The 25788-nt window shown below is 64.6% G+C and carries 23 protein-coding genes; 6 read left to right on the forward strand and 17 right to left on the reverse strand.

Annotated elements, in window-relative coordinates; all coding sequences use genetic code 11:
- Positions 1 to 98 precede the first annotated feature (98 nt).
- The 3 genes from RD110_RS20625 to RD110_RS20635 all read right to left on the reverse strand — a co-directional run bounded on the left by RD110_RS20625 (position 99) and on the right by RD110_RS20635 (position 7216).
- On the reverse strand, positions 99 to 1577 hold the full coding sequence (locus tag RD110_RS20625; protein ID WP_076201620.1) for a glutamate synthase subunit beta: 1479 nt from the start codon (positions 1575 to 1577) through the stop codon (positions 99 to 101).
- Positions 1578 to 1606: 29 nt separating this feature from the next.
- The gene (locus RD110_RS20630; RefSeq protein WP_076201621.1) at positions 1607 to 6337 is read right to left on the reverse strand and encodes a glutamate synthase-related protein; all 4731 of its coding nucleotides are present in this window, start codon (positions 6335 to 6337) and stop codon (positions 1607 to 1609) included.
- 165 nt (positions 6338 to 6502) lie between these two features.
- On the reverse strand, positions 6503 to 7216 hold the full coding sequence (locus tag RD110_RS20635; RefSeq protein WP_076201623.1) for a transposase: 714 nt from the start codon (positions 7214 to 7216) through the stop codon (positions 6503 to 6505).
- A 161-nt stretch (positions 7217 to 7377) separates the two neighbouring features.
- Between RD110_RS20635 and RD110_RS20640 the strand changes: the two genes are divergently transcribed.
- Positions 7378 to 7746 (forward strand): YXWGXW repeat-containing protein, encoded by a 369-nt coding sequence (locus tag RD110_RS20640; RefSeq protein WP_076201625.1) that lies wholly within the window; start codon positions 7378 to 7380, stop codon positions 7744 to 7746.
- 68 nt (positions 7747 to 7814) lie between these two features.
- Here RD110_RS20640 and RD110_RS20645 read toward each other — a convergent pair whose 3' ends face one another.
- The 6 genes from RD110_RS20645 to RD110_RS28255 all read right to left on the reverse strand — a co-directional run bounded on the left by RD110_RS20645 (position 7815) and on the right by RD110_RS28255 (position 12990).
- Positions 7815 to 8702 (reverse strand): class I SAM-dependent methyltransferase, encoded by an 888-nt coding sequence (locus RD110_RS20645; protein WP_076201626.1) that lies wholly within the window; start codon positions 8700 to 8702, stop codon positions 7815 to 7817.
- The gene (locus RD110_RS20650; RefSeq protein ID WP_076201628.1) at positions 8699 to 9292 is read right to left on the reverse strand and encodes a DUF1415 domain-containing protein; all 594 of its coding nucleotides are present in this window, start codon (positions 9290 to 9292) and stop codon (positions 8699 to 8701) included. Before RD110_RS20650 ends, RD110_RS20645 begins: the two co-directional genes overlap by 4 nt.
- A complete protein-coding gene (locus RD110_RS20655; protein ID WP_076205363.1) occupies positions 9289 to 10479 on the reverse strand; it encodes a deoxyguanosinetriphosphate triphosphohydrolase in 1191 nt (396 codons plus the stop codon). Before RD110_RS20655 ends, RD110_RS20650 begins: the two co-directional genes overlap by 4 nt.
- A gap of 63 nt (positions 10480 to 10542) precedes the next feature.
- Positions 10543 to 11697 carry a 3-dehydroquinate synthase gene (gene aroB, locus RD110_RS20660; RefSeq protein ID WP_076201629.1) on the reverse strand — a complete coding sequence of 385 codons (1155 nt, stop codon included), beginning with the start codon at positions 11695 to 11697 and terminating at the stop codon, positions 10543 to 10545.
- Between the two features lie 49 nt (positions 11698 to 11746).
- Positions 11747 to 12277 (reverse strand): shikimate kinase, encoded by a 531-nt coding sequence (locus RD110_RS20665; protein ID WP_076201631.1) that lies wholly within the window; start codon positions 12275 to 12277, stop codon positions 11747 to 11749.
- Positions 12274 to 12990: a hypothetical protein gene (locus RD110_RS28255; RefSeq protein WP_162277367.1), complete on the reverse strand. Its 717-nt coding sequence runs from the start codon at positions 12988 to 12990 to the stop codon at positions 12274 to 12276. The genes RD110_RS20665 and RD110_RS28255 overlap by 4 nt, the downstream gene beginning before the upstream one ends.
- Before the next feature lie 19 nt (positions 12991 to 13009).
- Between RD110_RS28255 and RD110_RS28260 the strand changes: the two genes are divergently transcribed.
- Together RD110_RS28260 and RD110_RS28265 are read left to right on the forward strand one after the other, a co-directional pair.
- Positions 13010 to 13648: a hypothetical protein gene (locus RD110_RS28260; protein ID WP_162277368.1), complete on the forward strand. Its 639-nt coding sequence runs from the start codon at positions 13010 to 13012 to the stop codon at positions 13646 to 13648.
- A gap of 27 nt (positions 13649 to 13675) precedes the next feature.
- Positions 13676 to 14095 (forward strand): hypothetical protein, encoded by a 420-nt coding sequence (locus tag RD110_RS28265; protein WP_162277369.1) that lies wholly within the window; start codon positions 13676 to 13678, stop codon positions 14093 to 14095.
- Positions 14096 to 14303: 208 nt separating this feature from the next.
- On the opposite strand, the gene RD110_RS20680 is transcribed toward RD110_RS28265, so the two are convergent.
- The 5 genes from RD110_RS20680 to RD110_RS20700 are packed head-to-tail and all read right to left on the reverse strand — an operon-like array spanning position 14304 to position 19380.
- Positions 14304 to 16442 (reverse strand): type IV pilus secretin PilQ, encoded by a 2139-nt coding sequence (locus RD110_RS20680; RefSeq protein WP_076201636.1) that lies wholly within the window; start codon positions 16440 to 16442, stop codon positions 14304 to 14306.
- A 14-nt stretch (positions 16443 to 16456) separates the two neighbouring features.
- On the reverse strand, positions 16457 to 16996 hold the full coding sequence (locus RD110_RS20685; RefSeq protein ID WP_076201637.1) for a pilus assembly protein PilP: 540 nt from the start codon (positions 16994 to 16996) through the stop codon (positions 16457 to 16459).
- Positions 16993 to 17655, reverse strand: a complete 663-nt coding sequence (locus RD110_RS20690; protein WP_076201639.1) for a type IV pilus inner membrane component PilO — start codon at positions 17653 to 17655, stop codon at positions 16993 to 16995. The genes RD110_RS20685 and RD110_RS20690 overlap by 4 nt, the downstream gene beginning before the upstream one ends.
- A 4-nt stretch (positions 17656 to 17659) precedes the next feature.
- The gene (locus tag RD110_RS20695) at positions 17660 to 18304 is read right to left on the reverse strand and encodes a PilN domain-containing protein (RefSeq protein ID WP_076201641.1); all 645 of its coding nucleotides are present in this window, start codon (positions 18302 to 18304) and stop codon (positions 17660 to 17662) included.
- Positions 18301 to 19380 (reverse strand): pilus assembly protein PilM, encoded by a 1080-nt coding sequence (locus tag RD110_RS20700; RefSeq protein ID WP_076201642.1) that lies wholly within the window; start codon positions 19378 to 19380, stop codon positions 18301 to 18303. Before RD110_RS20700 ends, RD110_RS20695 begins: the two co-directional genes overlap by 4 nt.
- Before the next feature lie 263 nt (positions 19381 to 19643).
- On the opposite strand from RD110_RS20700, the gene RD110_RS20705 reads away from it, so the two are divergent.
- Positions 19644 to 22049 carry a penicillin-binding protein 1A gene (locus RD110_RS20705; RefSeq protein WP_076201644.1) on the forward strand — a complete coding sequence of 802 codons (2406 nt, stop codon included), beginning with the start codon at positions 19644 to 19646 and terminating at the stop codon, positions 22047 to 22049.
- Here the strand turns inward: RD110_RS20705 and cyaY are convergent.
- Complete coding sequence (gene cyaY, locus RD110_RS20710) at positions 22039 to 22368, reverse strand: iron donor protein CyaY (protein ID WP_076201645.1); 330 nt, start codon at positions 22366 to 22368, stop codon at positions 22039 to 22041. The two genes, RD110_RS20705 and cyaY, sit on opposite strands and share 11 nt — an antisense overlap.
- Positions 22369 to 22403: 35 nt before the next feature.
- Between cyaY and lptM the strand changes: the two genes are divergently transcribed.
- Both lptM and lysA read left to right on the forward strand, forming a co-directional pair.
- Positions 22404 to 22649, forward strand: a complete 246-nt coding sequence (lptM, locus tag RD110_RS20715) for an LPS translocon maturation chaperone LptM (RefSeq protein ID WP_239467084.1) — start codon at positions 22404 to 22406, stop codon at positions 22647 to 22649.
- Positions 22650 to 22698: 49 nt separating this feature from the next.
- Positions 22699 to 23976 (forward strand): diaminopimelate decarboxylase, encoded by a 1278-nt coding sequence (gene lysA / locus RD110_RS20720; RefSeq protein ID WP_076205366.1) that lies wholly within the window; start codon positions 22699 to 22701, stop codon positions 23974 to 23976.
- Between the two features lie 34 nt (positions 23977 to 24010).
- Here the strand turns inward: lysA and RD110_RS20725 are convergent, their stop codons facing one another.
- On the reverse strand, positions 24011 to 24679 hold the full coding sequence (locus RD110_RS20725) for a protein-methionine-sulfoxide reductase heme-binding subunit MsrQ (RefSeq protein WP_076201649.1): 669 nt from the start codon (positions 24677 to 24679) through the stop codon (positions 24011 to 24013).
- A gap of 94 nt (positions 24680 to 24773) precedes the next feature.
- A complete protein-coding gene (gene msrP / locus RD110_RS20730) occupies positions 24774 to 25772 on the reverse strand; it encodes a protein-methionine-sulfoxide reductase catalytic subunit MsrP (RefSeq protein ID WP_076201650.1) in 999 nt (332 codons plus the stop codon).
- Positions 25773 to 25788 lie beyond the last annotated feature (16 nt).

Consider the following 25788-nt stretch of genomic DNA (forward strand, 5'->3'; position numbering starts at 1 on the left):
TTCGATGATAAGGGAATCCGCATTAACCCGTTGTCGGGTTGGCTCCCCCGGCGGTTCGTGTGGCAAATTGCCACACTTCATTGGCGGGCAACGCGTTTTCAGCGTGGCAGATCGCTATACCCCATCAGGAACTCATCGACGGCACGCGCGCCCTGCCGGCCTTCGCGGATCGCCCACACGACCAGGCTCTGGCCGCGGCGCACGTCGCCGGCGGCGAACACCTTGGGCACGCTCGTGGCGTAACCGCCGGTGAAATCGGTGGTCGCCTTGGCGTTGCCGCGCGCGTCCTTTTCGACCCCGAAGGCGTCCAGCATGGTGGCCACGGGGCTCACGAAGCCCATGGCCAGCAGCACCAGATCGGCCTTCAGGATCTGCTCGGAACCGGGCACTTCGGCCAGCTTGCCGTCCTTCATCTCGATGCGGACGGTCTTCAAACCGGTAATTTTCCCCTTTTCGCCAATGAACTCCTTGGTGGAAATGGCGAATTCGCGCTCGCAGCCTTCTTCATGGCTGGAGCTGGTGCGCAGCTTGATCGGCCAGTAGGGCCAGGTCAGCGGACGGTTTTCCACTTCGGGTGGCTGCGGCAGCAATTCGAATTGCGTGACGCTGGCCGCGCCATGGCGGTTGCTCGTGCCCACGCAGTCGGAGCCGGTGTCGCCGCCGCCGATCACGATGACGTGTTTGCCGTCCGCGCGCAGTTGCGCCTTGAGCTTGTCGCCGGCATTGATCTTGTTCTGTTGCGGCAGGAATTCCATCGCGAAATGGATGCCGTCCAGGTCGCGGCCGGGCACCGGCAGGTCACGCGACTGCTCGGCGCCGCCCGTCAGCAGGATGGCGTCGAACTCCTTCTGCAGTTGCTCGGGCGTGATGTTTTCCTTGGCCCAGTTGGTGACCTTGGAGCCCTTGCCCAGCGGATCCTTGGCCGCGCCGACGACCACCCCGGTGCGGATCGTCACGCCCTCGGCCTTCATCTGCTCGACGCGGCGGTCGATGTGGCTCTTCTCCATCTTGAAGTCGGGAATGCCGTAGCGCAGCAGGCCACCGACACGGTCGTTCTTCTCGAACAGCGTGACGTCGTGGCCGGCACGGGCCAGTTGCTGCGCCGCCGCCAGGCCGGCCGGGCCGGCACCGACCACGGCGACCTTCTTGCCGGTCTTGTGCTGTGCCGGGCGCGGCTTGACCCAGCCCTCTTCCCAGGCGCGGTCGATGATGGCGTGTTCGATGGACTTGATGCCCACCGCGTCGTCGTTCACGTTGAGCACGCAGGCCGCCTCGCAGGGCGCGGGGCAGATGCGGCCGGTGAACTCTGGGAAGTTGTTCGTCGAGTCGAGCACGGCGAACGCGTTCTGCCAGTCGCCGCGGTAGACCAGGTCGTTGAAGTCCGGAATGATGTTGTTGACCGGGCAGCCGTTGTTGCAGAACGGCGTGCCGCAGTCCATGCAGCGCGCGCCCTGGACCTTGGCCTGCTTCTCATCGAGGCCGACGACGAATTCCTTGTAATGCTTCAGGCGTTCGGGGACCGGCTTGTAGCCTTCCTCGATCCGCCCGTACTCCATGAAGCCAGTGACTTTTCCCATGATGTTCTGATCCTGTTTCGTCGTGGTTTTTATTTGGCGGGGACTGCTACGTTTTTCGCAGCTGCAGGCGTAGACTTTTCGGGCGCTGCGAGCACTTTTTGCTCTTGACGTTCAGCCAGCGCGCGTTTGTATTCGTTCGGGAACACCTTGATGAACTTGCCGCGCGACTCGCCCCAGTTGTCCAGCAGTTCGCGCGCGCGCTTGCTGCCGGTCCAGCGGTTGTGGTCTTCCAGCAGTTTCTTGAGCTGCGCCTCGTCCGTCTGGCCCGAATGCCAGTGATGCGGCAGGCCACCGATCGCGGTCTGCTCCGCCGCCGGCAGCACTTTCTCGAGCGTCACCATCGACGTGTTGCAACGCTTGGCGAACTGGCCGTCCTCATCAAAAACGTAGGCCACGCCACCGCTCATGCCCGCGGCGAAGTTGCGCCCGGTCTTGCCCAGGATCACCGCGGTGCCGCCGGTCATGTATTCGCAACCGTGGTCGCCCGTGCCTTCGACCACCGTGGTCGCACCCGACAGGCGCACGGCAAAACGTTCGCCGGCCACGCCGCTGAAGTAGGACTCGCCGCTCGTCGCGCCATACATCACGGTGTTGCCGACGATGGTGTTCTGCGTCGACACGCCGCGGAAGTCAATGCTCGGACGCACCACGATGCGCCCACCACTCAAGCCCTTGCCGGTGTAGTCGTTGGCGTCGCCGATCAGGTACAGCGTGATGCCCTTGGCCAGGAAGGCGCCGAACGACTGCCCGCCCGTGCCTTCGAGCTGGATGCGGATGGTGTCGTCGGGCAGGCCTTCGGGCCGCACCTTGGTGAGCGCACCCGACAGCATGGCGCCGAGCGAACGGTTCACGTTGCGCGCCACCTCGATGAACTGCACCTTCTCGCCGCGGTCGATGGCTGGGCGCGATTTTTCGATGAGCACGTTGTCGAGCGACTTCTCGAGGCCGTGTTCCTGGTTCTCGGTGTGGTAACGGCCGACGTCGGCGGGCACGTTCGGCAGCGCGAACAGGCGGTTGAAGTCCAGGCCGCTGGCCTTCCAGTGGGACAGCCCACGGCGCATGTCGAGCAGGTCGGCGCGGCCGATCATGTCGTCGAACTTGCGGATGCCGAGCTGGGCCATGATCTGGCGCACTTCTTCGGCGACGAAGAAGAAGAAGTTCACCACGTGTTCGGGCTTGCCCTGGAATTTCTTGCGCAGCACCGGGTCCTGCGTCGCCACACCCACCGGGCAGGTGTTCAGGTGGCACTTGCGCATCATGATGCAGCCTTCGACCACCAGCGGCGCAGTGGCGAAGCCGAATTCATCGGCACCCAGCAAGGCACCGATGGCGACGTCGCGGCCGGTCTTCATCTGGCCGTCGGCCTGCACCCGCACGCGGCTGCGCAGGCGGTTCAGCACCAGGGTCTGCTGGGTTTCGGCCAGGCCGATTTCCCACGGACCGCCCGCATGCTTGATCGACGACCACGGCGACGCGCCGGTGCCGCCGTCGTGGCCGGCGATCACGATGTGGTCGCTCTTGCACTTGGTCACGCCCGCGGCGATGGTGCCCACGCCCACTTCGGAGACCAGTTTGGTGCTGATGCTCGCATGCGGCGCCACGTTCTTCAGGTCGTGGATCAGCTGGGCCAGATCCTCGATCGAATAGATGTCGTGGTGCGGCGGCGGCGAGATCAGGCCCACGCCCGGCACGGAGTGGCGCAGCTTGCCGATGTATTCCGTGACCTTGCCACCGGGAAGCTGGCCGCCCTCGCCCGGCTTCGCGCCCTGGGCCATCTTGATCTGGATCTGGTCAGCCGACGACAGGTATTCGGCCGTGACACCGAAGCGGCCCGAAGCCACCTGCTTGATGCGCGAACGCAGCGAGTCGCCTTCGTTGAGCGGATAGTCGCTCTCGACCACGTCCTTGCCGATGATGTCGGCCAGCGTCTGGCCTTGCTTGATCGGGATGCCCTTGAGTTCCTGGCGGTAGCGGTTCGCGTCCTCGCCGCCTTCGCCGGTGTTGCTCTTGCCGCCGATGCGGTTCAGCGCCACGGCCAGCGTGGTGTGGGCTTCGGTGGAGATCGAGCCCATGGACATCGCGCCGGTGGCGAAACGCTTGACGATTTCCTTCGCCGGCTCCACTTCCTCGACCGGAATGGCCTTGGCCGGGTCGATCTTGAACTCGAACAGGCCGCGCAGCGTCATGTGGCGGCGGCTCTGGTCGTTGATCAGCTGGGCGTATTCCTTGTAGGTGCTCCAGTTGTTGGCGCGCGTGCTGTGCTGCAGCTTGGCGATCGCGTCGGGCGTCCACATGTGCTCCTCGCCACGCGCGCGCCAGGCGTATTCGCCGCCGGCGTCGAGCATGCTGGCCAGCAGCGGATCGTCGCCGAAGGCGGCCTTGTGCATGCGCAGCGCTTCCTCGGCGATCTCGAACACGCCGATGCCTTCGACCTTGCTGGCCGTGCCGGTGAAGTACTTCGCCACCGTGTCGTTGTTCAGGCCGATGATCTCGAACAGCTGCGCGCCGCAGTAGCTCATGTAGGTGGAGACACCCATCTTCGACATGATCTTCGACAGGCCCTTGCCGATGGCCTTGACGTAGTTGTAGATGGCCTTCTCGGGCGACAGGTCGCCCGGCAGGTCCTTGTGCAGGTCGGCCAGGGTTTCCATCGCCAGGTAGGGGTGCACGGCTTCGGCGCCGTAGCCCGCGAGCACGGCGAAATGGTGCACTTCGCGCGCGGTGCCGGTCTCGACCACCAGGCCGGTGGTGGTGCGCAGGCCCTGGCCCACCAGGTGCTGGTGGATGGCGCTGGAAGCCAGCAGCGCCGGAATGGCGATCTGCGTGGCGCTGACGTTGCGGTCGCTGACGATCAGGATGTTCTTGCCACCCTTGATGGCATCGACGGCTTCGGCGCACAGCGAGGCCAGCTTGGCTTCCACACCTTCACGGCCCCAGGCCGCGGGATAGGTGATGTCGAGCGTGGCGCTCTTGAACTTGCCATGCGTGTGGCGATCGATGTCGCGCAGCTTGGCCATGTCGGCGAAGTCGAGGATCGGCTGCGCCACCTCGAGCCGCATCGGCGGGTTGACCTGGTTGATGTCGAGCAGGTTGGGCTTGGGGCCGATGAAGGACACCAGCGACATGACGATGGCTTCGCGGATCGGATCGATCGGCGGGTTCGTCACCTGCGCGAACATCTGGCGGAAGTAGTTGTACAGCGGCTTGTTCTTGTCGCTGAGCACAGCCAGCGGGCTGTCGTTGCCCATGGAGCCGATGCCTTCCTCGCCGGCCTGGGCCATGGGCGAGAGCAGGAACTTGATGTCTTCCTGCGTGTAGCCGAAGGCCTGCTGGCGGTCGAGCAAGGCCGTGGCGCTGGCGGCCACGGGCGCGGCGTCGGCAGCCACGTTGTCGAGCTTGATGCGCAGGTTGTCGATCCACTGCTTGTAGGGCTTGGTGTTGACGATGTTGGCCTTGAGCTCGTCGTCGTCGATCATGCGGCCCTGTTCCAGGTCGATCAGGAACATCTTGCCGGGCTGCAGGCGCCATTTGCGCACGATCTTGTTTTCCGGGATCGGCAACACGCCGGACTCGGAAGCCATGATGACCAGGTCGTCGTCGGTCACGCAGTAGCGCGAGGGGCGCAGGCCGTTGCGGTCCAGCGTGGCGCCGATCTGGCGGCCGTCGGTGAAGACGATCGACGCCGGGCCGTCCCACGGCTCCATCATCGCGGCGTGGTATTCGTAGAACGCGCGGCGGCGCTCGTCCATGTTGGTGTGCTGCTCCCACGGCTCGGGGATCATCATCATCACCGCCTGGCTGATCGGGTAGCCGGCCATGGTCAGCAATTCGAGGCAGTTGTCGAAGGTCGCGGTGTCGGACTGGTTGGCGAAGCTGATCGGGTAAAGCTTGGCCAGGTCGGCGGCGAGCACCGGCGAGGCCATCACGCCTTCGCGCGCCTTCATCCAGTTGTAGTTGCCCTTGACGGTGTTGATCTCACCGTTGTGCGCCACGTAGCGGTACGGGTGGGCCAGCGGCCATTCGGGGAAGGTGTTGGTCGAGAAGCGCTGGTGCACCAGGCCGATGGCGGAAATGCAGCGCTCGTCGGACAAATCCTTGTAGTACACGCCCACCTGGTCGGCCAGCAGCAGGCCCTTGTAGATGACCGTGCGGCTGGACATGCTCGGCACGTAATACTCTTTGCTGTGCTTGAGCTTGAGGTTCTGGATGTTGGCGCTGGCCGTCTTGCGGATCACGTACAGCTTGCGCTCGAGCGCATCCTGCACGATCACGTCATCGCCGCGGCCGATGAACACCTGGCGCAACAGCGGCTCGGTCTTGCGCACGTTGGGCGACATCGGCATGTCGCGGTCCACCGGCACGTCGCGCCAGCCGAGCAGCACCTGGCCCTCGGCCTTGATGGCGCGCTCCATCTCCTGTTCGCAGGCCTGGCGGGAGGCATGCTCCTTGGGCAGGAAGATCATGCCCACGCCGTATTCGCCGGCCGCCGGCAAGGTCACGCCCTGCTTCGCCATTTCCTCGCGGTACAGCGCGTCGGGGATCTGGATCAGGATGCCGGCGCCGTCACCCATCAGCTTGTCGGCGCCGACCGCGCCACGGTGGTCGATGTTTTCCAGGATCTTCAGCGCCTGGGTCACGATGTCGTGCCGCTTCTCGCCTTTGATGTGGGCCACAAAACCCAGGCCACAAGCGTCATGCTCGTTGCTGGACGAATACAAACCGTGGTCTTTGAGATATTGAATCTCGGCAGCCGTCGTCATGGCGCACTCCTAATAGATATCGCAGGGAATGGGAGCATAGACCACTGCAACAACAATGCCAAGCAATAAAATTGGGGTCAGATTCCAATTATTTCTTGAGAAATTTAATCAGAAATTAATTGGGGACAAATCAAAAAAGATAGCTGATGACGCCGATTCGATGGTCTAACCAGTCATTTTTGGCACTTCGGATTTACGGGTCGACGGTCGTCCAGCGGACGATTTGCTCACGCGTCGCTCGGTTCTCGTTTGCAAATTCGCGACAAATTCGGCGTCGCCCAACGCCCAGCCTCGGAGCACGGCATCGAAGAGCTGCTGCCGCTCGTCGGCCGCGAGTCCGGTCTGCACCAATTCGGCGTAGGCGGCTTCCCGGGCAAACGGCGTGTTGCCCAGCCGCCAGAACAGCGCGTGCGGCGTCACCAGCCGGTCGTTGCGCAGGCCGACGTAGTGGCCGTGGCTGGACCAGGGATAGTCGCGCGGCTCGCCCGCCTCTCCGGCATCCACCGGGGCCGTGTCGATCAAGGCCATGCAGGGCAGCAGGTGCCGCTCCGGCTGCAGCACCGTGCTGCGGTAGCGCCCTTCCCACAGGGTGCCGCTGCGGCCTTGCCTGTCGTTGAAGTGGCGCACGTACCGGCGGCCGACGGCCTGCATCAGCTTGGGCAAGCCCTCTTCCGTTTCCGGCGTGGCCAGCAGCTGGACCTGGTTCGGCAGCCACACGTAGGCGTGCACGGCCACGCGGAAGGCCCGGGCGTTCTCTTCCATCAGCGAAGAGAAGAAAACGTAGTCTTCCACGCCGGCGAACACGGGCTGCTGGTTGTTGCCCCGCTGGACCACATGGTGCGGCAGGCCGGGGACGTTCAGGCGCGGAAGTCGGGCCATGGTGGGGCGATGCGGAGGAAGGATGGAGGATGGGAAAGGGGCCTGATGGTAAAGGGAATCGTCTGCTGACCGGTCTTTACCGAAACATTACGCCTGGTCGGTCAGCCCCGCCCTGGTGTGGGCAGTTGTAGGCAGACACCAACCCGATTCTGGAGAACCCCATGCGCCCGATTCGCTCACCCCTGTCCCTGGCCGGCCTGCTGGCCGTGGCGGCCGCCACCACAGCCTTGACCGGCTGCGTCGTCGCACCGCCGCGCCAGCAGGTGGTCTACACCAGCCCGCCGCAGGTGCAGCCGCAGCCGATCTATGCCGAAGTCGCCCCGCCGCCGCCACCGCCCGAGGTCGTCAGCGTCGCGCCCGCGGGCTATTTCTGGGTCTCGGGGATCTGGCTGTGGGAAGGCGGTCGACACGTGTGGCGGCCAGGGCACATGGAAGCGTATCGCCCCGGCTACCACTGGCAGCCGCACCAATGGGTGCCGAGCGGCCGGGGCTGGCAGCTGCGCGGCGGCTTCTGGGCGCCGGGCCGTTGAACTGAAGGCGCCCCGCGCAGCGCTCCGACTCACAGCGCTCCGACCCGCAGCGCTCCGACCCGCTGCGTTCAGGCCCGCACCGTGGCCGGCAACGGAAACCGCCCGGCCAGCAGGCTGCCCAGGCCGAGTTCGTCCAGCAGCGCGGCCAGCCGCTCGGCGGCGCTGCGTTTCTTCTGGCCGGTGTAGCGCGCGATGATCAACTCGTTCTTCATGCTGTGTTCCCAGCCCACGAGTTCGGTCACCGTGACCTGGTAACCCGAGGCCTCGAGGTACAGGCAGCGCAGCACGTTGGTGATCTGGCTGCCCATCTCGCGCGTGTGGATCGGGTGGCGCCACAGCTCGGCCAGCGGCGTGCGTGCGAGTTGCAGCGCCTTGTTCTGGCGCAGGCAGGCCGCCACCTCCGCCTGGCAGCACGGCACGAGCACCATGGCCTGGGCGTTCTTGCGCAGGCCAAAGGCAATGGCGTCGTCCGTGGCGGTGTCGCAGGCATGCAGCGCGGTGACCACGTCGATGCGCTCGGGCAGGCGTTCGGACTCGGTCGATTCGGCCACGCTGATGTTGAGGAACTCCATGCGCTCGAAGCCGAGTTCGGCCGCCAGTTCTTTCGACTTCTGCACCAGCTCGGCCCGCGTCTCGATGCCGTAGATGCGCCCCTGGCCGAGTGCCTTGAAGAACAGGTCGTAGATGATGAAGCCGAGGTAGGACTTGCCCGCGCCATGGTCGGCCAGCGTGAGGCCGGCATCGGTGGCAGGCAACTCGCGCAGCAACTTTTCGATGAACTGGAACAGGTGGTAGACCTGCTTGAGCTTGCGCCGGGAGTCCTGGTTGAGCTTGCCCTCGCGCGTGAGGATGTGCAGCGCCTTCAGCAGTTCGATCGACTGGCCGGGTGCGATCTCGGAAGCGATGTCCTGCGCGGCCGGCTTCGGCGCAGCGGCCTTTTTCTTGGGTGCGTTCATGGTTGGGTGGGACCGGGTGCGGCGTCGAGCCCGAGCGCCTGCCAGCCGGCGTGGCCCAGGTCCTCCAGCGTCTGCATATTGCGTTCGAAGATGGCCTCGGCCTCGGGGAAGGCCGCGACGGCGCGGTCCACGCTCTCCTCGCGCAACAGGTGCAGCGTGGGATAAGGCGCGCGGTTGGTGTAATTGGTGATGTCGTCGGCCGCCGTGCCGCCGAACTGGTAGTGCGGATGGAAGCTGGCGATTTGCACCACGCCTTCCAGGTCGAGCTCGGCCAGCGCGTCGTCGGCCTGGGCGAGGAAATCGTTGAAGTCGAGGAAATCGGCCAGCATGTCGGGCGCTATCAAAAGCGTCGTGTCCCGCACAGAGGGATCCTGGGCCAGGAGCTCATTCAGTTCGTGAATCAAGGCTTCGCGCAGACCCTCGACATCGCGCGCGCGGCACACGGCGTAGTGGACCTGGCCTTTCACGTGCACCGCCTTGGCGAACGGACACAGGTTCAGCCCGATCACGGCGCGTTCGAGCCAGGTGCGCATCATCTGCACCACATCGGCATCGGAGCTAGCATCGGAGTTGGCCATCGGCGCGCTCATCCGAGGATCTTCCGGCCCGTGAGGCGCTCGTGTTCGCGTGCGGCGAAGCGGTCCGTCATGCCGGCGATGTAGTCGGCCACGGCACGCGCCACGTCGGCGGCCTCCTGCGCCGCGCGCGCACGGCCGGCAAACCCCTGCGCCATCTCGCCGGGCGCGGCCATGTAGGCGGCGAACAGTTCGTGCACCACCGTCTTGGCCTGCACGGTCTGCTCGATCACCTGGGGATGGCGGTACAGGTTCTTCATGAGGAATTGCTTGAGCACCTGCGACTGCGCCCGCATGTCCGCGCTGAAGCACAGCAGCGGCGCGCATTGCCGGGCCTCGTCCACACTTTGCGGCGCGGCGGCCTTGATCGCTGCGCGCGTGGCATCGATGACGTCGTACACCTGGTTGCTGAGCATGCGGCGTATGCTTTCGAACAAGACGCGGCGGCCAGCAAGCGCCGGGTATTCGGCCAGTGCCTGACGCCGGAAACCGTCGAACAGCGGCACCTCCTGCAGCTGCTCCAGCGTGATCAGGCCGGAGCGCACGCCGTCGTCGATGTCGTGCGCGTTGTAGGCGATCTCGTCGGCCAGGTTGCACAGTTGCGCCTCCAGGCTCGGCTGGGTGCGGTCCAGGAAACGCCGGCCCACGTCACCCCGGCCATCGGCGGCCATGCCCACGGAAATCGGCGCGGCGGCTTCGATCTTCTCCGCATTGGCCCGCGAACAATGCTTGAGGATGCCCTCGCGGGTCTCGAAGCTCAGGTTGAGCCCGTCGTACTGCGGGTAGCGCTCTTCCAGCGTGTCCACGGTGCGCAGGCTCTGCAGGTTGTGCTCGAAGCCGCCGTAGTCGGCCATGCAGGTGTTGAGCACGTCCTGCCCCGCATGGCCGAAGGGCGTGTGGCCCAGGTCGTGCGCCAGGGCGATGGCCTCGACCAAATCCTCGTTGAGTGCCAGCGAACGCGCGATGGAGCGGCCCAGCTGCGCCACCTCGAGCGAATGCGTGAGCCGCGTGCGGAACAGGTCACCCTCGTGGTTCAGGAACACCTGGGTCTTGTAGACCAGCCGCCGAAAGGCGGTGGAATGCACGATGCGGTCGCGGTCGCGCTGGAACTCGGTGCGCGTGGGCGCGGCGGCCTCTGGGTAGCGCCGTCCGCGCGAAGCCGCGGGATCGCAGGCGTACGGCGCCAGCCCGGACTTGAGCATCGAATCGGCCTTGGGCGCTGTCGTCATGGGCGCAGGTCGCTATTCTTTTGAGAGCAATGGTACTCAGACCGAAAGACAGCAGTCATCGATGACCTCGCGCACCAGCGCGTCGGGCGCGCTGCGCACCGCGGCGCGGCCCGGCCCGTCGATGACGACGAAACGGATCTCGCCGGCCTCCGACTTCTTGTCCAGGCGCATGAGCTGCAGATAGCGGCCGGCGTTGTCGGTTTCGTCGAGCAAGGGCCCCTGCACCGGCAGGCCGGCGTGGTGGATCAGCCGCGTCAGGCGCAGCACCAGCGACTCGTCGATCAGGCCGAGCCGCTGCGACAGCCGCGCGGCCATCACCATGCCGCAGCCCACCGCCTCGCCATGCAGCCAGGCGCCATAACCCATGCCGGCCTCGATCGCGTGGCCGAAGGTGTGGCCGAAATTGAGGATGGCGCGCAGCCCGCCTTCGCGTTCGTCCTGCCCCACCACCCAGGCCTTGATCTCGCAGCTGCGCTTGACCGCATGCGCCAGCGCCGCCGGTTCGCTGGCCAGCAGCGCATCCAGGTTCGATTCGATCCAGTCGAGGAAGGCCATGTCGGCGATCGGCCCGTATTTGATGACCTCGGCCAGGCCGGCGCTGAGCTCGCGCCGCGGCAAGGTCTTGAGCAGGTCCAGGTCACAGACCACCAGGTGCGGCTGGTAGAACGCGCCGATCATGTTCTTACCCAGCGGATGGTTGATCGCCGTCTTGCCGCCGACGGAGGAATCGACCTGCGCCAGCAAGGTGGTCGGCACCTGCACGAAGGGCACGCCGCGCATGTAGCTGGCGGCGGCGAACCCGGTCATGTCGCCGACCACGCCGCCGCCGAGCGCGAACAGCACGGTCTTGCGGTCGCTGCCCTGCTGCAGCAGCGCGTCGAAGATCAGGTTCAGCGTCTGCCAGTTCTTGTGCGCTTCGCCGTCGGGCAACGCCACGGTGAACACCGCCGCATAGTGCGGCTGCAGCGCCGCCTGCAGCCGCTCGGCATACAGCGGCTGCAACGTGGTGTTGGTGACGATGAAGGCCGTGGCGGCCTGCGGCAACCCGGCCCAGGCCTGCGCATGGCCCAGCAGGCCGGTGCCGATCAGGATCGGATAACTGCGATCGCCCAGGCTGATCTGCACCTGCTCGGGCACGGCGGAAAGAGGCGCGGCCGCCGACGTGGCGGCCGGAAGGAAAAAGGCTTGCATGCCTTCAAGTGTAGTGCGCCGGCTCGGAAGGCCTGCGGCGCAGGCGTTGTCAGGTCGGCGTGGCGCCGCCCGGTCCGGGCGCGATGCCGAGCTGCGCCGAAATCATCTTCACCAGCGCGGACACCGAGGGCCGGCCGGTTTCGACCACGAAATGTGCCGTCTCGCGGTACAGCGGATCGCGAATCTCGAACAGGTCGCGCAGCCGCGACAGCGGATCTTCCACCTGCAACAGCGGCCGGCTCACATCGTGGCGCAGCCGGCGAAACAATTCCTCAGGGGTGGAGCGGAGGTAGACGACACGGCTGCCCCCATGCAAAGCGAACCGGTTCGCCGAACGCAGCACCGAGCCGCCGCCCGTGGCCAGCACGCCGCTGTCGCGCCGGCAGAGGTCACCGATGACCTCCTCCTCGACATCGCGGAAACGCGCTTCCCCCTCGCGCTCGAAAAACTCGCGGATCGAGCAGCCGATGCGCTGCTCGATCACGTGGTCGGAGTCGATGAAAGGCAGCCCAAGCCGCCGTGCAAGTTGCCGCCCGACGGTGGACTTACCGGAGCCGGGTAGGCCTACGAGACTGATCAAGGATAAGGTTGCGTAGTGGAAGTTCCGCCAGGCGATGTGACCGTCACGGCAATGTTGGCTGTTGCACAGTCTGCCGCACCGCTCAGGATAATGTCATGCAGGTCGCCATTGGGCGAGTTCAGCACCACATTTGGACTCACCGCCGTGACGGTGCAGGTTGCACCGGACGTTGTAACCGCCGCGGACACCGTTGAGCCGGTTGGCATGGCGTTGTAGAGCGCCGATGATCCGAATTGATTGCCGCGGACGTTCCCATTGGCATTCGTGTCATGGACGAACACTGTGAAGCCTGAGACGCTACGGCCGGGCGTTGTAGCGCAATTGGACGATGTGACATAACCGCCTGGCTGGCCGGCGTTCCGGGTCACGCAATCTATCGTTGCGTTGGAAGTGGCCAGCGTGATGACTGTCTGCTTGCGAACCCGGATCGCACTGCTCCACGTGCTGTCGCACGTGCTGACAATGGCGGGATAGGTGTTCGTCGTGTTCACACAAGCGGAACTGCTCGTGCTGGTATCGATGATCTGCTCGCCACTGGTCCAGGCGCCGTCCTCGTTTTCATCGATATAGGCCTTGCCCGCGTCATAGAAGGTCTCACCAGACTGCCAGATGTTGTCACCATTCAAGTCGACGAAACTCTCTTCTCCATCCAGGTAGGCCAGAATCGCAACTCGGCCATTGCTAGGACGGGTTCCTTGGCTGGTGTAAGTCACGGAACATGCGGACGACACCGTGGTGCAGCTACCCGTCACAAGTCCCGCCGTCGCCACGAAATTCACGGAGGTACCGTTAGGCACAGGATTGCCAAGGCGGTCGGCCACGCGCATCGTCAATGCAGTCGTCACGCCATCGGTATTCCACGCTTCGATACTGAGTTTGGAGGCGCTCAGAGAAGCAGAGTTTTGCGTGGCAGCACCGGTAGTCACCACCAGACCCAAAGACGAAGCGACCACTGCGCTGTCGGTCGCCAACGTTGCCGTCACCGTAACCGTCGTTGGCAGAGTGCCAGAAGCCACTGTGATACTGGCAAAACCGTTGCTGTCCGTTGTCACTGTCTGGGCGGAGGTACTGGTCGTTCCACTCAAGGAAAACCTGACCCCTGAAGCAATCGATGCATTCGACAAAGTGAAGACCACGCTCTGGGAAGCCAAGCCAACCGAAGAACTGTCCAAAACCTGGAACTTGACTACCGAGGTCTTGTTGCCACTCGCGGCACTGGAGACGTACATCAACGCCGGCGTGGCGGAAGTGAACACGATATTGGCTGCCTTGGCCGCCGCAATTGCAATCGTCGTGTCAACCGAAGTTGCGCCGACGGCAGATGCCGTCAGGGTGACCGTGCTGGAACCACAACCTGAGACGGATTGGTAGGTTGAACTTGCCACCCCACTGCTGTTCGTGGTGGCACTGCTGGGACTGAAGGAACCGCAGGTCGCGGAAAAGCTGACCACGACACCTGACGATGCCACACCATTGACAGCACCGACCACGGTCACGGCCGAGGTTTCAAGTGCACCGATGGAAGCTGGCGATTTGGTCAAGCCCGTCAATGAAACATTGGAGGCGCTGGTGCTGAAATTCAAGCTCCCGGTAACGGAAGCACTGTTCACTGTGGCACTTGCGCTGAGTGCTGCCGCACCGGTTGTGGTCAAGGTCAAGGGGCTGATCGCCACCATGGCCACGCCATTGCTATCGGTCAATGCCGTGGCACTGGCGGCATTGCCCGCCAGGGTTGCAATGGTGAAATCGGTCGAAAATGTCACCAATTGGTTGGCAATACCCGCACCGCTGGCATTGGTGATTACCGCCTTGGCATAGAAAGTAGCGCTTTTGTTGATCGCGTTGAGTGTCAGTGTTGTTCCTGAGGCATTTACCAAGCTCAAAGCAAGCGTCGGGGTGCTGGTTGTCGTCGAACTCGTCGATCCCGGATTCCCCCCCCCGCCGCATGCGGCCAGCGCAACAACCCAAACCGCCAGTATCCAGAATTTCAAATAACGCATTGATTCCCCACCTCTCTAATAATTTTTTATCTCGACGAAGACCGTTCCATGATCATCTTCGGCGTAATGAACACCAGCATTTCCTTCTTCGAACTCGACTGCGATTTGCTTCTGAATAACACGCCCACATAGGGAATGTCGCCCAGCACCGGCACTTTGGTGATGCTGTCCGTTTCGTCCAACGTGAAGATCCCGCCGATCACCACCGTGCCACCGTTCTCGACCAGCACCTGCGTCTTGATGTGTTTGGTGTCGATGGCGATGCCGGCCGAGGTCGTCTCGCCGCGGCTGTCCTTGTTGATGTCCAGGTCGAGGATGATATTGCCCTCCGGGGTGATCTGCGGCGTGACTTCGAGCTTCAGGTTCGCCTTGCGGAAGGCCACGGAAGTCGCACCGCTGGAGGTGGCCTGCTGGTAGGGGAATTCCGTCCCCTGTTCGATCAGGGCCTTGGTCTGGTCAGCCGTGACGATGCGCGGGCTGGACACCAGCTTTCCTTTGCCGTCGTTCTCCAACGCTGAAATTTCCAGGTTGAGGAAACGATTCGCGGCGCTGCTGAAGATCGAAAAGGCGAAGGATGCCGCGTCGTAGCCGCCCTGCCCCACGGCCGGCAGGTTGACGAAGTTGCTCGAGGTATCGACCGCGGAACCGCTCGACCCGTTGCTGGCCGTGACGTTGCTGTAGCTGGTGCCGATCGTGGCGCGGGTGTTGCCGCTGAGCCCGAAGCTGCCAGCCGCGGTGCCGGCCGTCGAGGAACTGCCCGCCGTGCTGCCCAACCTCACACCCAGGGATTTGCCGAAGGTGTCGGACGCCTCCACGATGCGCGCCTCGATGAGGACCTGGCGCACGGCCACGTCGAGTTTTTTCACCAGTTCGGCCACCGCTGCCAGTTTGCTTCCCACATCCGTCACGAACAGCTGGTTGGTCCGCGGCTCCGGAATGGCCGTACCGCGTGCGCTCAGGAAGCGCGAGTTGTTCGCCCCTGTCGTGCCACCGCCGCCACTGGTGATCTGGGCCGCGATGTCGGAGGCCTTCGCATAGTTCATCTGGAACGACTGCGTCTGCAGCGGCTCCAGGCTTTCGAGCGAGGCAATCGATTCCAGGTCCTTCTTGGCCCGCGCGTCGATCTCGTCCTTCGGCGCGATCCACAGCACGGTGCCGTTCTTCTTCATGCCCAGGCCCTTGGCATCCATGATGATCTGCAGCGCCTGGTCCCAGGGCACGTCCTTCAGCCGCAGGGTCAGAGAACCGGAGACGGAGTCGGACGTCACCACGTTGAAGTTGGTGAAGTCGGCGATCACTTGGAGCAGCGAACGCACTTCGATGCTCTGGAAGTTCAGCGAGAGCTTCTCGCCGGTGTAGCCTGGCCCCTGGCTCAGTTTGCCCGGGTCGACCTTCTGTTGCCGCACTTCGACGACGAACTGGCCTTCGCTCTGGTAGGCACTGTGCTCCCAGCCGCCCTTGGGCTCGATCACCATGTGCACGCGGTCGCCCGCCTGGGTGGTGGTGACGGTCTGCACCGGCGTGCCGAAATCGGCGACATCGAGGCGGCGGCGCAGGCCTTCGGGCAAGGTGCTGTTGAGGAAATCGACGACGAGCGCGTTGCCCTGCTTGCGCACGTCCACACCGACCTGGTTGTTCAGCAGCGAGACGATGACACGGCCGGCGTTGTCGGCGCCACGACGGAAATCCACGTCCTTGATCGGCGCGTTGTCGCGCGAGTTGCTGCCGGCGAAGGTCGGCATCGTCGTCGCCGCCGGGGCCGCCACGGCCACGGGATCGAGCACCACCAGCACCGACTTGCCCTTGAGTTCGGCCTTGTACGACGTGGCCTGCTTCAGGTTCAGCACCACGCGCGAGCGCTCACCCACCTGCACCACGTTGACGGACTTGAGGTTGCCCTGGTTGATCTCGACCGAGGAGCGGCCGATGCCATTGGCGATGCCCGGGAAATCGAGCGCGATGCGCGCGGGCGACTGGATCGACACGCCGGAAGGCAGGGCCGCCAGCGGCTCGGTGAGGTCGATGCGGATCACTTCGGCGCCGCCCTGGATCGAACCGGTGACGGATTCGATCGCGCTTTGCGCCTGCGCGGCCACCGAAGCCAGCCCCAAGAGTACCGCCAGAGCGAACCTGTCCACGAACCTATCCCACATGCGCCGTTCCATTCGAATTAGATTCTTCATTTCGCTCTCTCTTGTAGCACCAAACTGGCGGTGCGCTCGATCCAGTCACCGGTGGCATCCTGCACGATTTCCCTGAGGGAAACCTCCGTTTCGTCGATCTTGGTGACACGGCCGAAGTTTTGTCCGAGGTAGTTGCCCACCCGCACCTGGTACAGCAGGTTGTCGATGCGCACCAGGGCCACCGGCTTGCCGTCCTTCTGCAGGCTGCCCACCATGGCCATCGAATCGAGCGGGAAGGCTTCGAGCGGCTCCTTGCGGCGGGCCATCTCGGGGGCTACCAGCGTGGTGTTGGCCACGCTTTGTGTCGTGTCGCGGCGCAACGCCTGCGTGAGCTTGGTCAGGCTGAACGGATCGACCGCACCTTCCTGGGTATAGGCCTGCGGCGTGAACTTCTTGGGCTCGACCAGCGGCGTGACCCTGGGGCGCGCCTGGCTGCGCTGCTCGGCCATCCACTGGCGCAACTCATCTTCACCCGAATTGCCGCAACCCGCGAGCAGCACGAGCAGCATGGCGCTGAAACAGATCCCTGCCCTCATTTCTTGGCCCCGGGCTTCTGCGCGGCGATCTCGTCCTTGTCGAGATAACGGAAGGTGCGGGCCGTCACGTCCATCGCCAGGTTGCCGTCCTTGGCCGGCGCGAGCGTCATGTTGTTCAGGGTCACGATGCGCGAGAGGTTGGCGACGTCGGAGGCAAAGGCGCCGATGTCGTGGTAGCGGCCAGTGACGCGCACCGCGATCGGGAGCTCGGCGTAGAAGTCCTTGACGATGACCTGCCCCGGACGGAACAGCTCGAACTGCAGGCTGCGGCCCAGGCCGGCCTGGTTCACGTCGGACAGCAGCGCCGCCATCTCGGCCTTGCTCGGCAACTGCTTTTCGAGCTGGGTCACGTATTGCTGGACCTGTTCGCGCTGCTTCTTCAGCGCTTCGAGGTTGACGGCCTTGGTCAACAGCGTGCCGTAGGAGCCGCGCAGGTCGAGTTCCTTGGCCTGCTCGGCCTTGAGCTCTTCCTCGAAGCCATTGAGCCAGGTGTACCAGAGCGCCACCACCACCACGGCAGCCGCGAAGACGTAGAGCAGCGTGCGCGGCAGCACCGGCCATTGCGAAGGATCGGAAGGATGCAGGCCGGTGAACTGCTTCTGCAGGTCTTCCTTCAGGCCGGCGAAATCGATGTCGATGGAAGGTTTTTTGGTGGCCATGGTGCTACGGTGTCGCAGGTTTCGCTGGCGCTGACGCCGGGTTGGCGGCGCCCGCGGCAGCAGCCGCATCGAGCACGGCCTGCACTTCGCTCGACCGCATCAGGCGCACACGCAGATTGAACTTGGCCACGCGGCGCTGGTCGCGTGCGCTCAGCGAGATGGTGTCGGCCACGATCTCGACGAGATCCGGACGCGACAGCCACGGCGTGTTGTTGGCCAGGTTGCGCAACATCTCCGAGACGCGTTCGTTGGACTGCGCCACGCCCTGGATGGAAACGCTCTGGTTGTCCTGCTTCAGGCTGGTGAGATAGACGCCATCGGGCAGTTGCTTCACCAGTTCGTTGAGCAGGTGCACCGGCAGGTTGCGGTCGGCCTGCAGGTCCTCCACGGCCTTCTGGCGTTCGGTCAGGGCCTTGATCTCGGACTCGATGGTGGCGATCTCCTTGATCTGCCCTTCGAGCACGGTGATCTCGGACTTGAGGAACGCGTTGCGGTTTTGCTGTTCGCTGATCTGCGCCTGGTACCACAGGTAGATCGCGCCCACGATCAAGGCACCCACCAGCACCGAAAGGCCGAGCAGCGCGTTGAAGGTGTCGCGCCGGCGTTTGCGCGCGGCTTCGCGGTGGGGCAGTAGATTGATCAGGATCACTGCAGGAATCTCCGCATCGCCAGGCCGCAGGAGGTGAGGTACGACGGCGCTTCGCGCATCATCTTCTTCATCCGGACATCGTTGCCCATTTCCATGCCGTCGAAGGGATTCACCAGCGTGCAGGCGAAGGACGAATGCTGCGTCACGGCTTCGGTGAGCCCCGGCAGCGCGGCCGAGCCACCGGCCAGCATCACATAGTCGACCTTGTTGTACGGCGTGCTGGTGAAGAAGAACTGCAGCGCGCGGCCGATTTCCTGGGCCATGCTTTCGACGAAGGGCACGAGCACGGCGGTGTCGTAGTCCTCGGGCAGGTCACCGCTGCGCTTCTTGGATTCGGCTTCCTCGAGCGAAAAACCGTATTGCCGCACGATCAGCTGCGTGAGTTGCGCGCCGCCGAAAGCCTGGTCGCGGTCGTAGACGACTTCGTCGTCGCGGATCACCTGCATGCTGGTGGTGAGCGCGCCCACTTCAAACAGCGCCACCATGGCGCCTGCGCCCTTGTTGGGGAGCCGTTCGATGAGGCGCGACGCGGCCAGCCGCGAGGCATAGGATTCGATGTCGAGGATGACCGGGTTCAGGCCCGCGGCCTCGGCCAGGCCCTGGCGGTCCTGCACCTTTTCCTTGCGCGACGCGGCGATCAGCACCTCCACGTCGCCCAGCGAATTGCTGCTCGGGCCGACCACGCAGAAATCCAGGCTCACCTCGTCGAGCGAGAACGGGATGTACTGGTTGGCCTCGGACTCGACCTGCACCTCGAGTTCGAGGTCGGACAGCCCGCCGGGCAGGATGATCTTCTTCGTGATGACGGCGGACGGCGGCAGCGCCAGCGCCACGTTCTTGGTGCGGGTGCCGCTTTTCTTCACCAGCCGGCGCACGGCTTCGGCCACCTCGTCGAACTTCTCGATGTTGCCGTCGCTGATCCAGCCCCGTTCCAGCGGCTCGATGGCACAACGCTTCAGTTGCAGATTACCGGCGCCATCCTGGTCGAGTTCGACCAGCTTGAGGCTGGAGGAGCTGATGTCGATACCCAGCAACGGAGCGGGCTGGCGGCTGAATAACGACCCCAAAGAGATCAAATCTATCTCCTGAAACTGAGCACTATGCTACAAAAACTAACACTTGCCGGGCATGCTATCAGCAAGACTACCCCCCGCAAAGCTTATTTCCCAGGGGAAACCGTGGAACCGTTGTCAAAAGCCGACGATCCAATGGCCCCCGGGCGTCGCCCGGCCGCGGGGGTGTCCGGCCCTTGTTGCCTCGCTTTACGGTCACCAAGGCAAAATACGCCGCATACCGCTTTTCGTCTCACAGGATCGGACCCTAGGGTCCCTGGATTGTTATGCCTTCAAAACCCACCTCCAAACCCGACACGCCATCCGGCAAGTCTGCCGAAGCGCGCCGCACGGGCTGGGCGGCCTGGCTGCTGCGGATCGTCGCCTGGGGCGCCGGCCTGGCGATCGCCGGCGCCGTGTCGGTGGCCATCGTCATCGCGATCGCGCTGTCGGTCGCCTACCCCAACCTGCCCGACATTTCCGACCTGTCGGACTACCGCCCCAAGCTGCCGCTGCGGGTGTTCTCGGCCGAAGGCACGCTGCTTGGCGAATTCGGCGAGGAGCGCCGCAGCCTGACGCCGATCAAGGACATTCCGCAGGTCATGAAGGACGCGGTGCTGGCCATCGAGGACGCGCGCTTCTACCAGCACGGCGGCGTGGACTACAAGGGCGTGCTGCGCGCCGCCATCGCCAACCTCGGCCGTGTGAAGAGCCAGGGCGCCTCCACCATCACCATGCAGGTGGCGCGCAACGTGTACCTGTCGTCGGAGAAGACCTTCACGCGCAAGATCTATGAAATCCTGCTGACCTTCAAGCTCGAGCACCTGCTGAGCAAGGACCAGATCCTCGAGATCTACATGAACCAGATCTACCTGGGCAACCGCGCCTACGGCTTCGCCGCGGCCTCGGAGACCTATTTCGGCAAGCCGCTGAAGGACATCTCCATCGCCGAGGCCGCCATGCTGGCCGGCCTGCCCAAGGCGCCGTCGGCCTACAACCCGATCAGCAATCCCAATCGCGCACGCACCCGCCAGCAGTACATCATCGACCGCATGGCCGAGAACGGCTTCATCACCGAAGACCAGGCCGCCGCCGCGCGCAAGGAAGAACTCAGCGTGCGCAGCGGCGCCAACGCCAACCGCATCCACGCCGAATACGTGACCGAGACCGTGCGCCAGCTGATGTACGCGCAATATGGCGACGAGACCTACACCCGCGGGCTGAACGTCTACACCACGCTGCGCTCCGCGGACCAGGACGTGGCGTACAAGGCGCTGCGCCGCGGCCTGATGGACTTCGAACGCCGCCAGATCTACCGCGGCCCCGAGAAATTCGTGACCCTGCCCAAGGACCCGGCCGAGCTCGACGACGCCATCGACGAGGCGCTGCTCGAACATCCCGACAACGGCGACGTGATGTCGGCCATGGTGCTCGACGCGAACCCGAAGAAGATCACCGCCGTGCGTGGCAACGGCGACGCGGTGGAGATCACCGGCGAAGGCCTGAAGCCCGCGCAGTCGGGCCTGGCCGACAAGGCCCCGCCGAACATCAAGCTGCGCCGCGGCGCCATCATCCGCGTAGCCAAGACGCCCAAGGACACCTGGGAGATCACCCAGTTGCCCGAGGTGGAAGGCGCGTTCGTGGCGCTCGACCCGCGCGACGGCTCGATCAAGGCGCTGGTCGGCGGCTTCGATTTCCAGAAGAACAAGTTCAACCACGTGACGCAGGCCTGGCGCCAGCCGGGTTCGAGCTTCAAGCCGTTCATCTACTCGGCTGCGCTCGAGAAAGGCTTCACCCCGGCCACCGTGGTCAACGACGCGCCGCTGTTCTTCGACGCCGGCACCACCGGCGGCCAGCCCTGGGAGCCGAAGAACTACGACGGCAAGTTCGAAGGCCCGATGACCTTGCGCACCGCACTCGCGAAATCGAAGAACATGATCTCGATCCGCATCCTGCAGGCCATCGGCGCGCAGAACGGGCAGGAATGGGCCACGCATTTCGGCTTCGATGCCGACAAGCACCCGGCCTACCTCACGATGGCGCTGGGCGCCGGCTCGGTCACGCCGATGCAGATGGCCAGCGCCTATTCGGTGTTCGCCAACGGCGGCTACCGGGTGAACCCGTGGATCATCGCCAAGGTCACCGACCAGCGCGGCAAGGTGCTCGCCGAAACCAAGCCGCCGGTGCTCGACGAATCGGTGCGCGCCATCCCGGCCCGCAATGCCTTCGTGATGGACAGCCTGCTCAACGAGGTCGCGACCCGCGGTACCGCGGCGTCGGCCACGCGCATCCTGAAGCGGCCCGACCTCTATGGCAAGACGGGCACCACCAACGACTCCATCGATGCCTGGTTCGCCGGCTTCCAGCCCACGCTGGCGGCCGTGACCTGGATCGGCTACGACACGCCGCGCAACCTCGGCTCGCGCGAAACCGGCGGCGGCCTGAGCCTGCCGGTGTGGATCAACTTCATGGAGACCGCCCTCAAGGGTGTGCCCGTGGCTCCACTCGTGCCGCCCGAAGGCGTGGTCAACGTCGGCGGCGAATGGTTCTACAACGAATACGCGCGCAGCACCGGCGTGACCAGCCTGGGCCTGGACGACAAGGGTGTGGGCGGCGCCGGTGGCACGGAGCCGCCGCATCCCGCGCCTGCGGCGGAAGAACGCAACCGCATCCTGGATCTGTTCAAGAACTGAAGGTCAGCGCTTGCCCTGCCTGGGCCGTCGCATCGCGGCTCAGGCTCTCGAAGAACTCGCCCTGGCCCTTGGTGTCCATCCAGCGTTGGCCGTCGAACTTGTAGTGGTAGCCGCCGGATTTGGCGGCCAGCCAGACTTCGTGCAGCGGCTTCTGCAGGTTGATGACGATCTGGCTGCGGTTGGGAAAGACCAGGGTGATCATGCCGCCGGTGCGCTGGTTGTCCACATCCGCGTCCCCTTCGTCGTTGATGCGGTCGCAGGAAAGCTCCACCGCTTGCAGCAGTTTTTCCGCGTGGTCCATGAATTCCGGGTCGGTCATACAATTTCGCCATGTTGAAGTTAAGACAAATTCTAGTGAACAGCATAGTCCTTGCTGGCGGTACGGCGGCTTTGCTCGTTCTGGGCGGCTGCGGCCAGAAGGGTCCGCTGTACCTGCCGACCGACGCGGTCGCGGCGCGGCGTGCCACGCTGGTCGAAACGCTGTCGCCCCTGCAGGCCACGCCAACGACGCCAACCACGCCGCCTGCGCAGTTGCTGATGCCCCCAGCAGCGGCCACACCGAACACGCCCGCGGCTTCATCGCCGGTTTCCGTCCCCTGAACCCGGGCGCGCCGCGTTGGATGGCGCGGCACCCACCAACTTCTCCCACATGACTTCCACGACTCTTCCCGGCCATCCGCACATCGCCTACCGCGGCGACGCCCTGTACATCGAACAACGGCCGCTGGCCGAACTGGCCGCGCAACACGGCACGCCGCTGTTCGTCTACTCCAAGGCGTCGATGCTGTCGGCCCTGGGGGCCTACCAGCGAGGCTTTGCGGGACGCAAGGCGCAGATCTGCTACGCCATGAAGGCCAACTCCACGCTCGGCGTGCTGCAGGTGTTCGCCCAGGCCGGGTGCGGTTTCGACATCGTCTCGGGCGGTGAACTCGAACGCGTGCTCGCGGCAGGCGCCGAGCCGGGCAAGGTCATCTTTTCCGGCGTCGGCAAGACCCGCGCCGAGATGCGCCGGGCCCTGGAGGTCGGCATCGGCTGCTTCAACGTGGAGAGCGAAGGCGAACTCGAAGTGCTGAGCGAGGTGGCGCAGGCCACTGGTCGGCGCGCGCCGGTGAGCATCCGCGTGAACCCGAACGTCGATCCCAAGACCCATCCCTACATCTCCACCGGTCTCAAGGGCAGCAAGTTCGGCGTGGCCCACGAAGACGCGCTGCGCATCTACCAGCGCGCGGCCGCCCTGCCCGGCCTGGCCGTGGTGGGCATCGACTGCCACATCGGCTCGCAGATCACCGAGGAGACGCCCTACCTGGACGCGATGGACCGCATGCTCGACCTGGTGACCACGATCGAGGCGGCCGGCATCGCCTTGCACCACATCGATTTCGGCGGCGGCCTGGGCATCGATTACCGCGGCGACACGCCGCCCGAGGCGGACGTGTTGTGGCACAAGCTGCTGGCCAAGATCGACGCGCGCGGCTACGGCGACCGCCTGCTGATGATCGAGCCCGGCCGCTCGCTGGTCGGCAACGCCGGCGTGTGCGTCACCGAAGTGCTGTACCTCAAGCCCGGTGAACAGAAGAGCTTCTGCGTGATCGACGCGGCCATGAACGAACTGCCGCGCCCGGCCATGTACCAGGCCTTCCACCGGATCGAGCCGGTGTCGCCACGCCATGGCCAGACCACCGTCTACGACGTGGTCGGCCCGATCTGCGAAAGCGGCGACTGGATCGGCCGCGACCGCGAACTCGGCGTGGCGCCCGGTGACCTGCTGGCGGTGTTCTCGGCCGGCGCCTATTGCATGAGCATGGCCAGCAACTACAACACGCGCGGCCGGCCGGCCGAACTGCTGGTGGACGGCGACCAGGCGCACCTGATCCGCGAACGCGAAAGCACGGCGGACCAGACGCGGCTCGAGCGGCTGGTGGGTTGACCCACCACCTCGCTTCATACCGCTCTACTTGCTTCTATTTCGATAGCTGGCTGCGCAGGCCCACTGGGCTTGAAAGCCTCTTTTTCTTAATAGCCTGCCAGACGCGCCAGCCCAGGAGCACAGCGATGATGGCCGCGTAGACCGACACCTCGGCAAAGTTGTTCTTGCCCGCACGCAGCCAGAAGAAATGCAGGATGCCGAGGCCGGCGATCACATACACCAGCTTGTGCAGCGCCTGCCAGCGCTTCGCGCCCAGCGCCTTGATGGCGCGGTTGAACGACGTGGCAGCCAGCGGCGTGAGCAGCACGAAGGCCGAAAAACCCACCAGGATGAACGGCCGCTTGGCAATGTCCTTGGCAATGTCGGCCACGTCGAAACCCATGTCGAACCAGCTGTAGCTCAACAGGTGCATCACGACGTAAAAATAGACGAACAGTCCCAACATCCGGCGAAACCGCGCCAACGGTGGCGTCTTCGTCAACACGCGCAGCGGCGTGACGGCCAGCACGATGCAGATGAAACGCAGCGTCCAGTCGCCGGTGGCGCGGATCAGGAATTCGGCCGGGTTGGCGCCGAGGATGTTGGCGTTGCCCGCCTGCGCCTGGAACACGTTCCACGCCAGCCACGCAAACGGCCATGCGCACAGCGCGAACACCACCAGCTTGGCGGCGGGATGCAGCAGGACTTTGGCAGGCAGCAGCATCAGCGGGTCAGCGGCGCCCGGCCGCTCCGAAGCCGCTGACGCGCCCCCTCGGGGGGCAGCGATACGCGAAGCGATGCGCGTGGGGGCCACATACTCAGAAATTTTTCTTGAGATCCATGCCGGCGTAGAGTTGCCCGACCTGGGCCTCGTAGCCGTTGAACATCAGCGTCTTGCGCTTCTTGGCGAACAGGCCGTCTTCGCCGATGCGGCGCTCGGTCGCCTGGCTCCAGCGTGGATGGTCGACGTTGGGGTTCACGTTGGAATAGAAGCCGTATTCGTTGGCCGCGGCCTTGTTCCAGGCGGTGGCGGGTTCCTTGTCGGTGAAGCGGATCTTGACGATGCTCTTGCCGCTCTTGAAACCGTATTTCCATGGCACGACGATGCGCACGGGCGCGCCGTTCTGGTTGGGCAGCACCTCGCCGTACATGCCGAAGGTCAAGAGCGTCAGCGGATGCATGGCCTCGTCCATGCGCAGGCCTTCGACATAGGGCCAGTCGAGCACGCGCGAACCGACGAAAGGCATGGTCTTCGGATCGGCCAGCGTGACGAATTCGATGAACTTGGCGCCGGGCTGCGGCTCCACCTTCTTGATGAGCTCAGCCAGCGAATAACCCACCCACGGGATCACCATCGACCAGCCTTCGACGCAGCGCAGGCGGTAGATGCGTTCTTCCTGCGCGCTGAGCTTGAGCAGGTCTTCGAGCGTGTATTTGCCGGGCTTCTTGACCAGGCCTTCGATCTCGACCGTCCACGGGGTGGTCTTCAGCGTGTGGGCGTTCTTGGCCGGATCGGCCTTGTCGGTGCCGAACTCGTAGTAGTTGTTGTAAGTGCTGGCGTCCTTGTATTCGGTGATCTTTTCCATGGTCACCGCGCCGGCCACGGCCGACTTCGCGCCCTTGAGCGGCGCGAGCTTGCCCGATCCCGGCGCCGACTGGGCCAAGGCCTCGCGGCCGGCCCAGGTCGCCATCGCCGCACCCGCCGCGCCGGTGGCCATGAGCTTCATGAGGTCACGCCGGCCGGCGTAGACCGCCTGCGGGGTGATCTCGCTCGAGGCGGGGTGGATGAAACCGTCGTTCCGGGTCTTGATCAGCATGGCAAATTCCTGTTTG

This window comes from Rhodoferax koreense, assembly GCF_001955695.1.
Classification (GTDB): Bacteria; Pseudomonadota; Gammaproteobacteria; order Burkholderiales; family Burkholderiaceae_C; genus Rhodoferax_B; species Rhodoferax_B koreensis.

What these genes read in the sequence shown, in the direction of transcription:
- RD110_RS20630 (WP_076201621.1), bottom strand. Translation starts at nt 6,337, where the DNA reads ATGACGACGGCTGCCGAGATTCAATATCTCAAAGACCACGGTTTGTAT.
- RD110_RS20640 (WP_076201625.1), top strand. Translation starts at nt 7,378, where the DNA reads ATGCGCCCGATTCGCTCACCCCTGTCCCTGGCCGGCCTGCTGGCCGTG.
- lysA (WP_076205366.1), top strand. Translation starts at nt 22,699, where the DNA reads ATGACTTCCACGACTCTTCCCGGCCATCCGCACATCGCCTACCGCGGC.
- RD110_RS20725 (WP_076201649.1), bottom strand. Translation starts at nt 24,679, where the DNA reads ATGCTGCTGCCTGCCAAAGTCCTGCTGCATCCCGCCGCCAAGCTGGTG.
- RD110_RS20680 (WP_076201636.1), bottom strand. Translation starts at nt 16,442, where the DNA reads ATGGAACGGCGCATGTGGGATAGGTTCGTGGACAGGTTCGCTCTGGCG.
- RD110_RS20685 (WP_076201637.1), bottom strand. Translation starts at nt 16,996, where the DNA reads ATGAGGGCAGGGATCTGTTTCAGCGCCATGCTGCTCGTGCTGCTCGCG.
- RD110_RS20650 (WP_076201628.1), bottom strand. Translation starts at nt 9,292, where the DNA reads ATGAGCGCGCCGATGGCCAACTCCGATGCTAGCTCCGATGCCGATGTG.
- RD110_RS20625 (WP_076201620.1), bottom strand. Translation starts at nt 1,577, where the DNA reads ATGGGAAAAGTCACTGGCTTCATGGAGTACGGGCGGATCGAGGAAGGC.
- RD110_RS20645 (WP_076201626.1), bottom strand. Translation starts at nt 8,702, where the DNA reads ATGAACGCACCCAAGAAAAAGGCCGCTGCGCCGAAGCCGGCCGCGCAG.
- RD110_RS20655 (WP_076205363.1), bottom strand. Translation starts at nt 10,479, where the DNA reads ATGCTCAAGTCCGGGCTGGCGCCGTACGCCTGCGATCCCGCGGCTTCG.
- RD110_RS20705 (WP_076201644.1), top strand. Translation starts at nt 19,644, where the DNA reads ATGCCTTCAAAACCCACCTCCAAACCCGACACGCCATCCGGCAAGTCT.
- RD110_RS20690 (WP_076201639.1), bottom strand. Translation starts at nt 17,655, where the DNA reads ATGGCCACCAAAAAACCTTCCATCGACATCGATTTCGCCGGCCTGAAG.
- cyaY (WP_076201645.1), bottom strand. Translation starts at nt 22,368, where the DNA reads ATGACCGACCCGGAATTCATGGACCACGCGGAAAAACTGCTGCAAGCG.
- RD110_RS20635 (WP_076201623.1), bottom strand. Translation starts at nt 7,216, where the DNA reads ATGGCCCGACTTCCGCGCCTGAACGTCCCCGGCCTGCCGCACCATGTG.
- aroB (WP_076201629.1), bottom strand. Translation starts at nt 11,697, where the DNA reads ATGCAAGCCTTTTTCCTTCCGGCCGCCACGTCGGCGGCCGCGCCTCTT.
- msrP (WP_076201650.1), bottom strand. Translation starts at nt 25,772, where the DNA reads ATGCTGATCAAGACCCGGAACGACGGTTTCATCCACCCCGCCTCGAGC.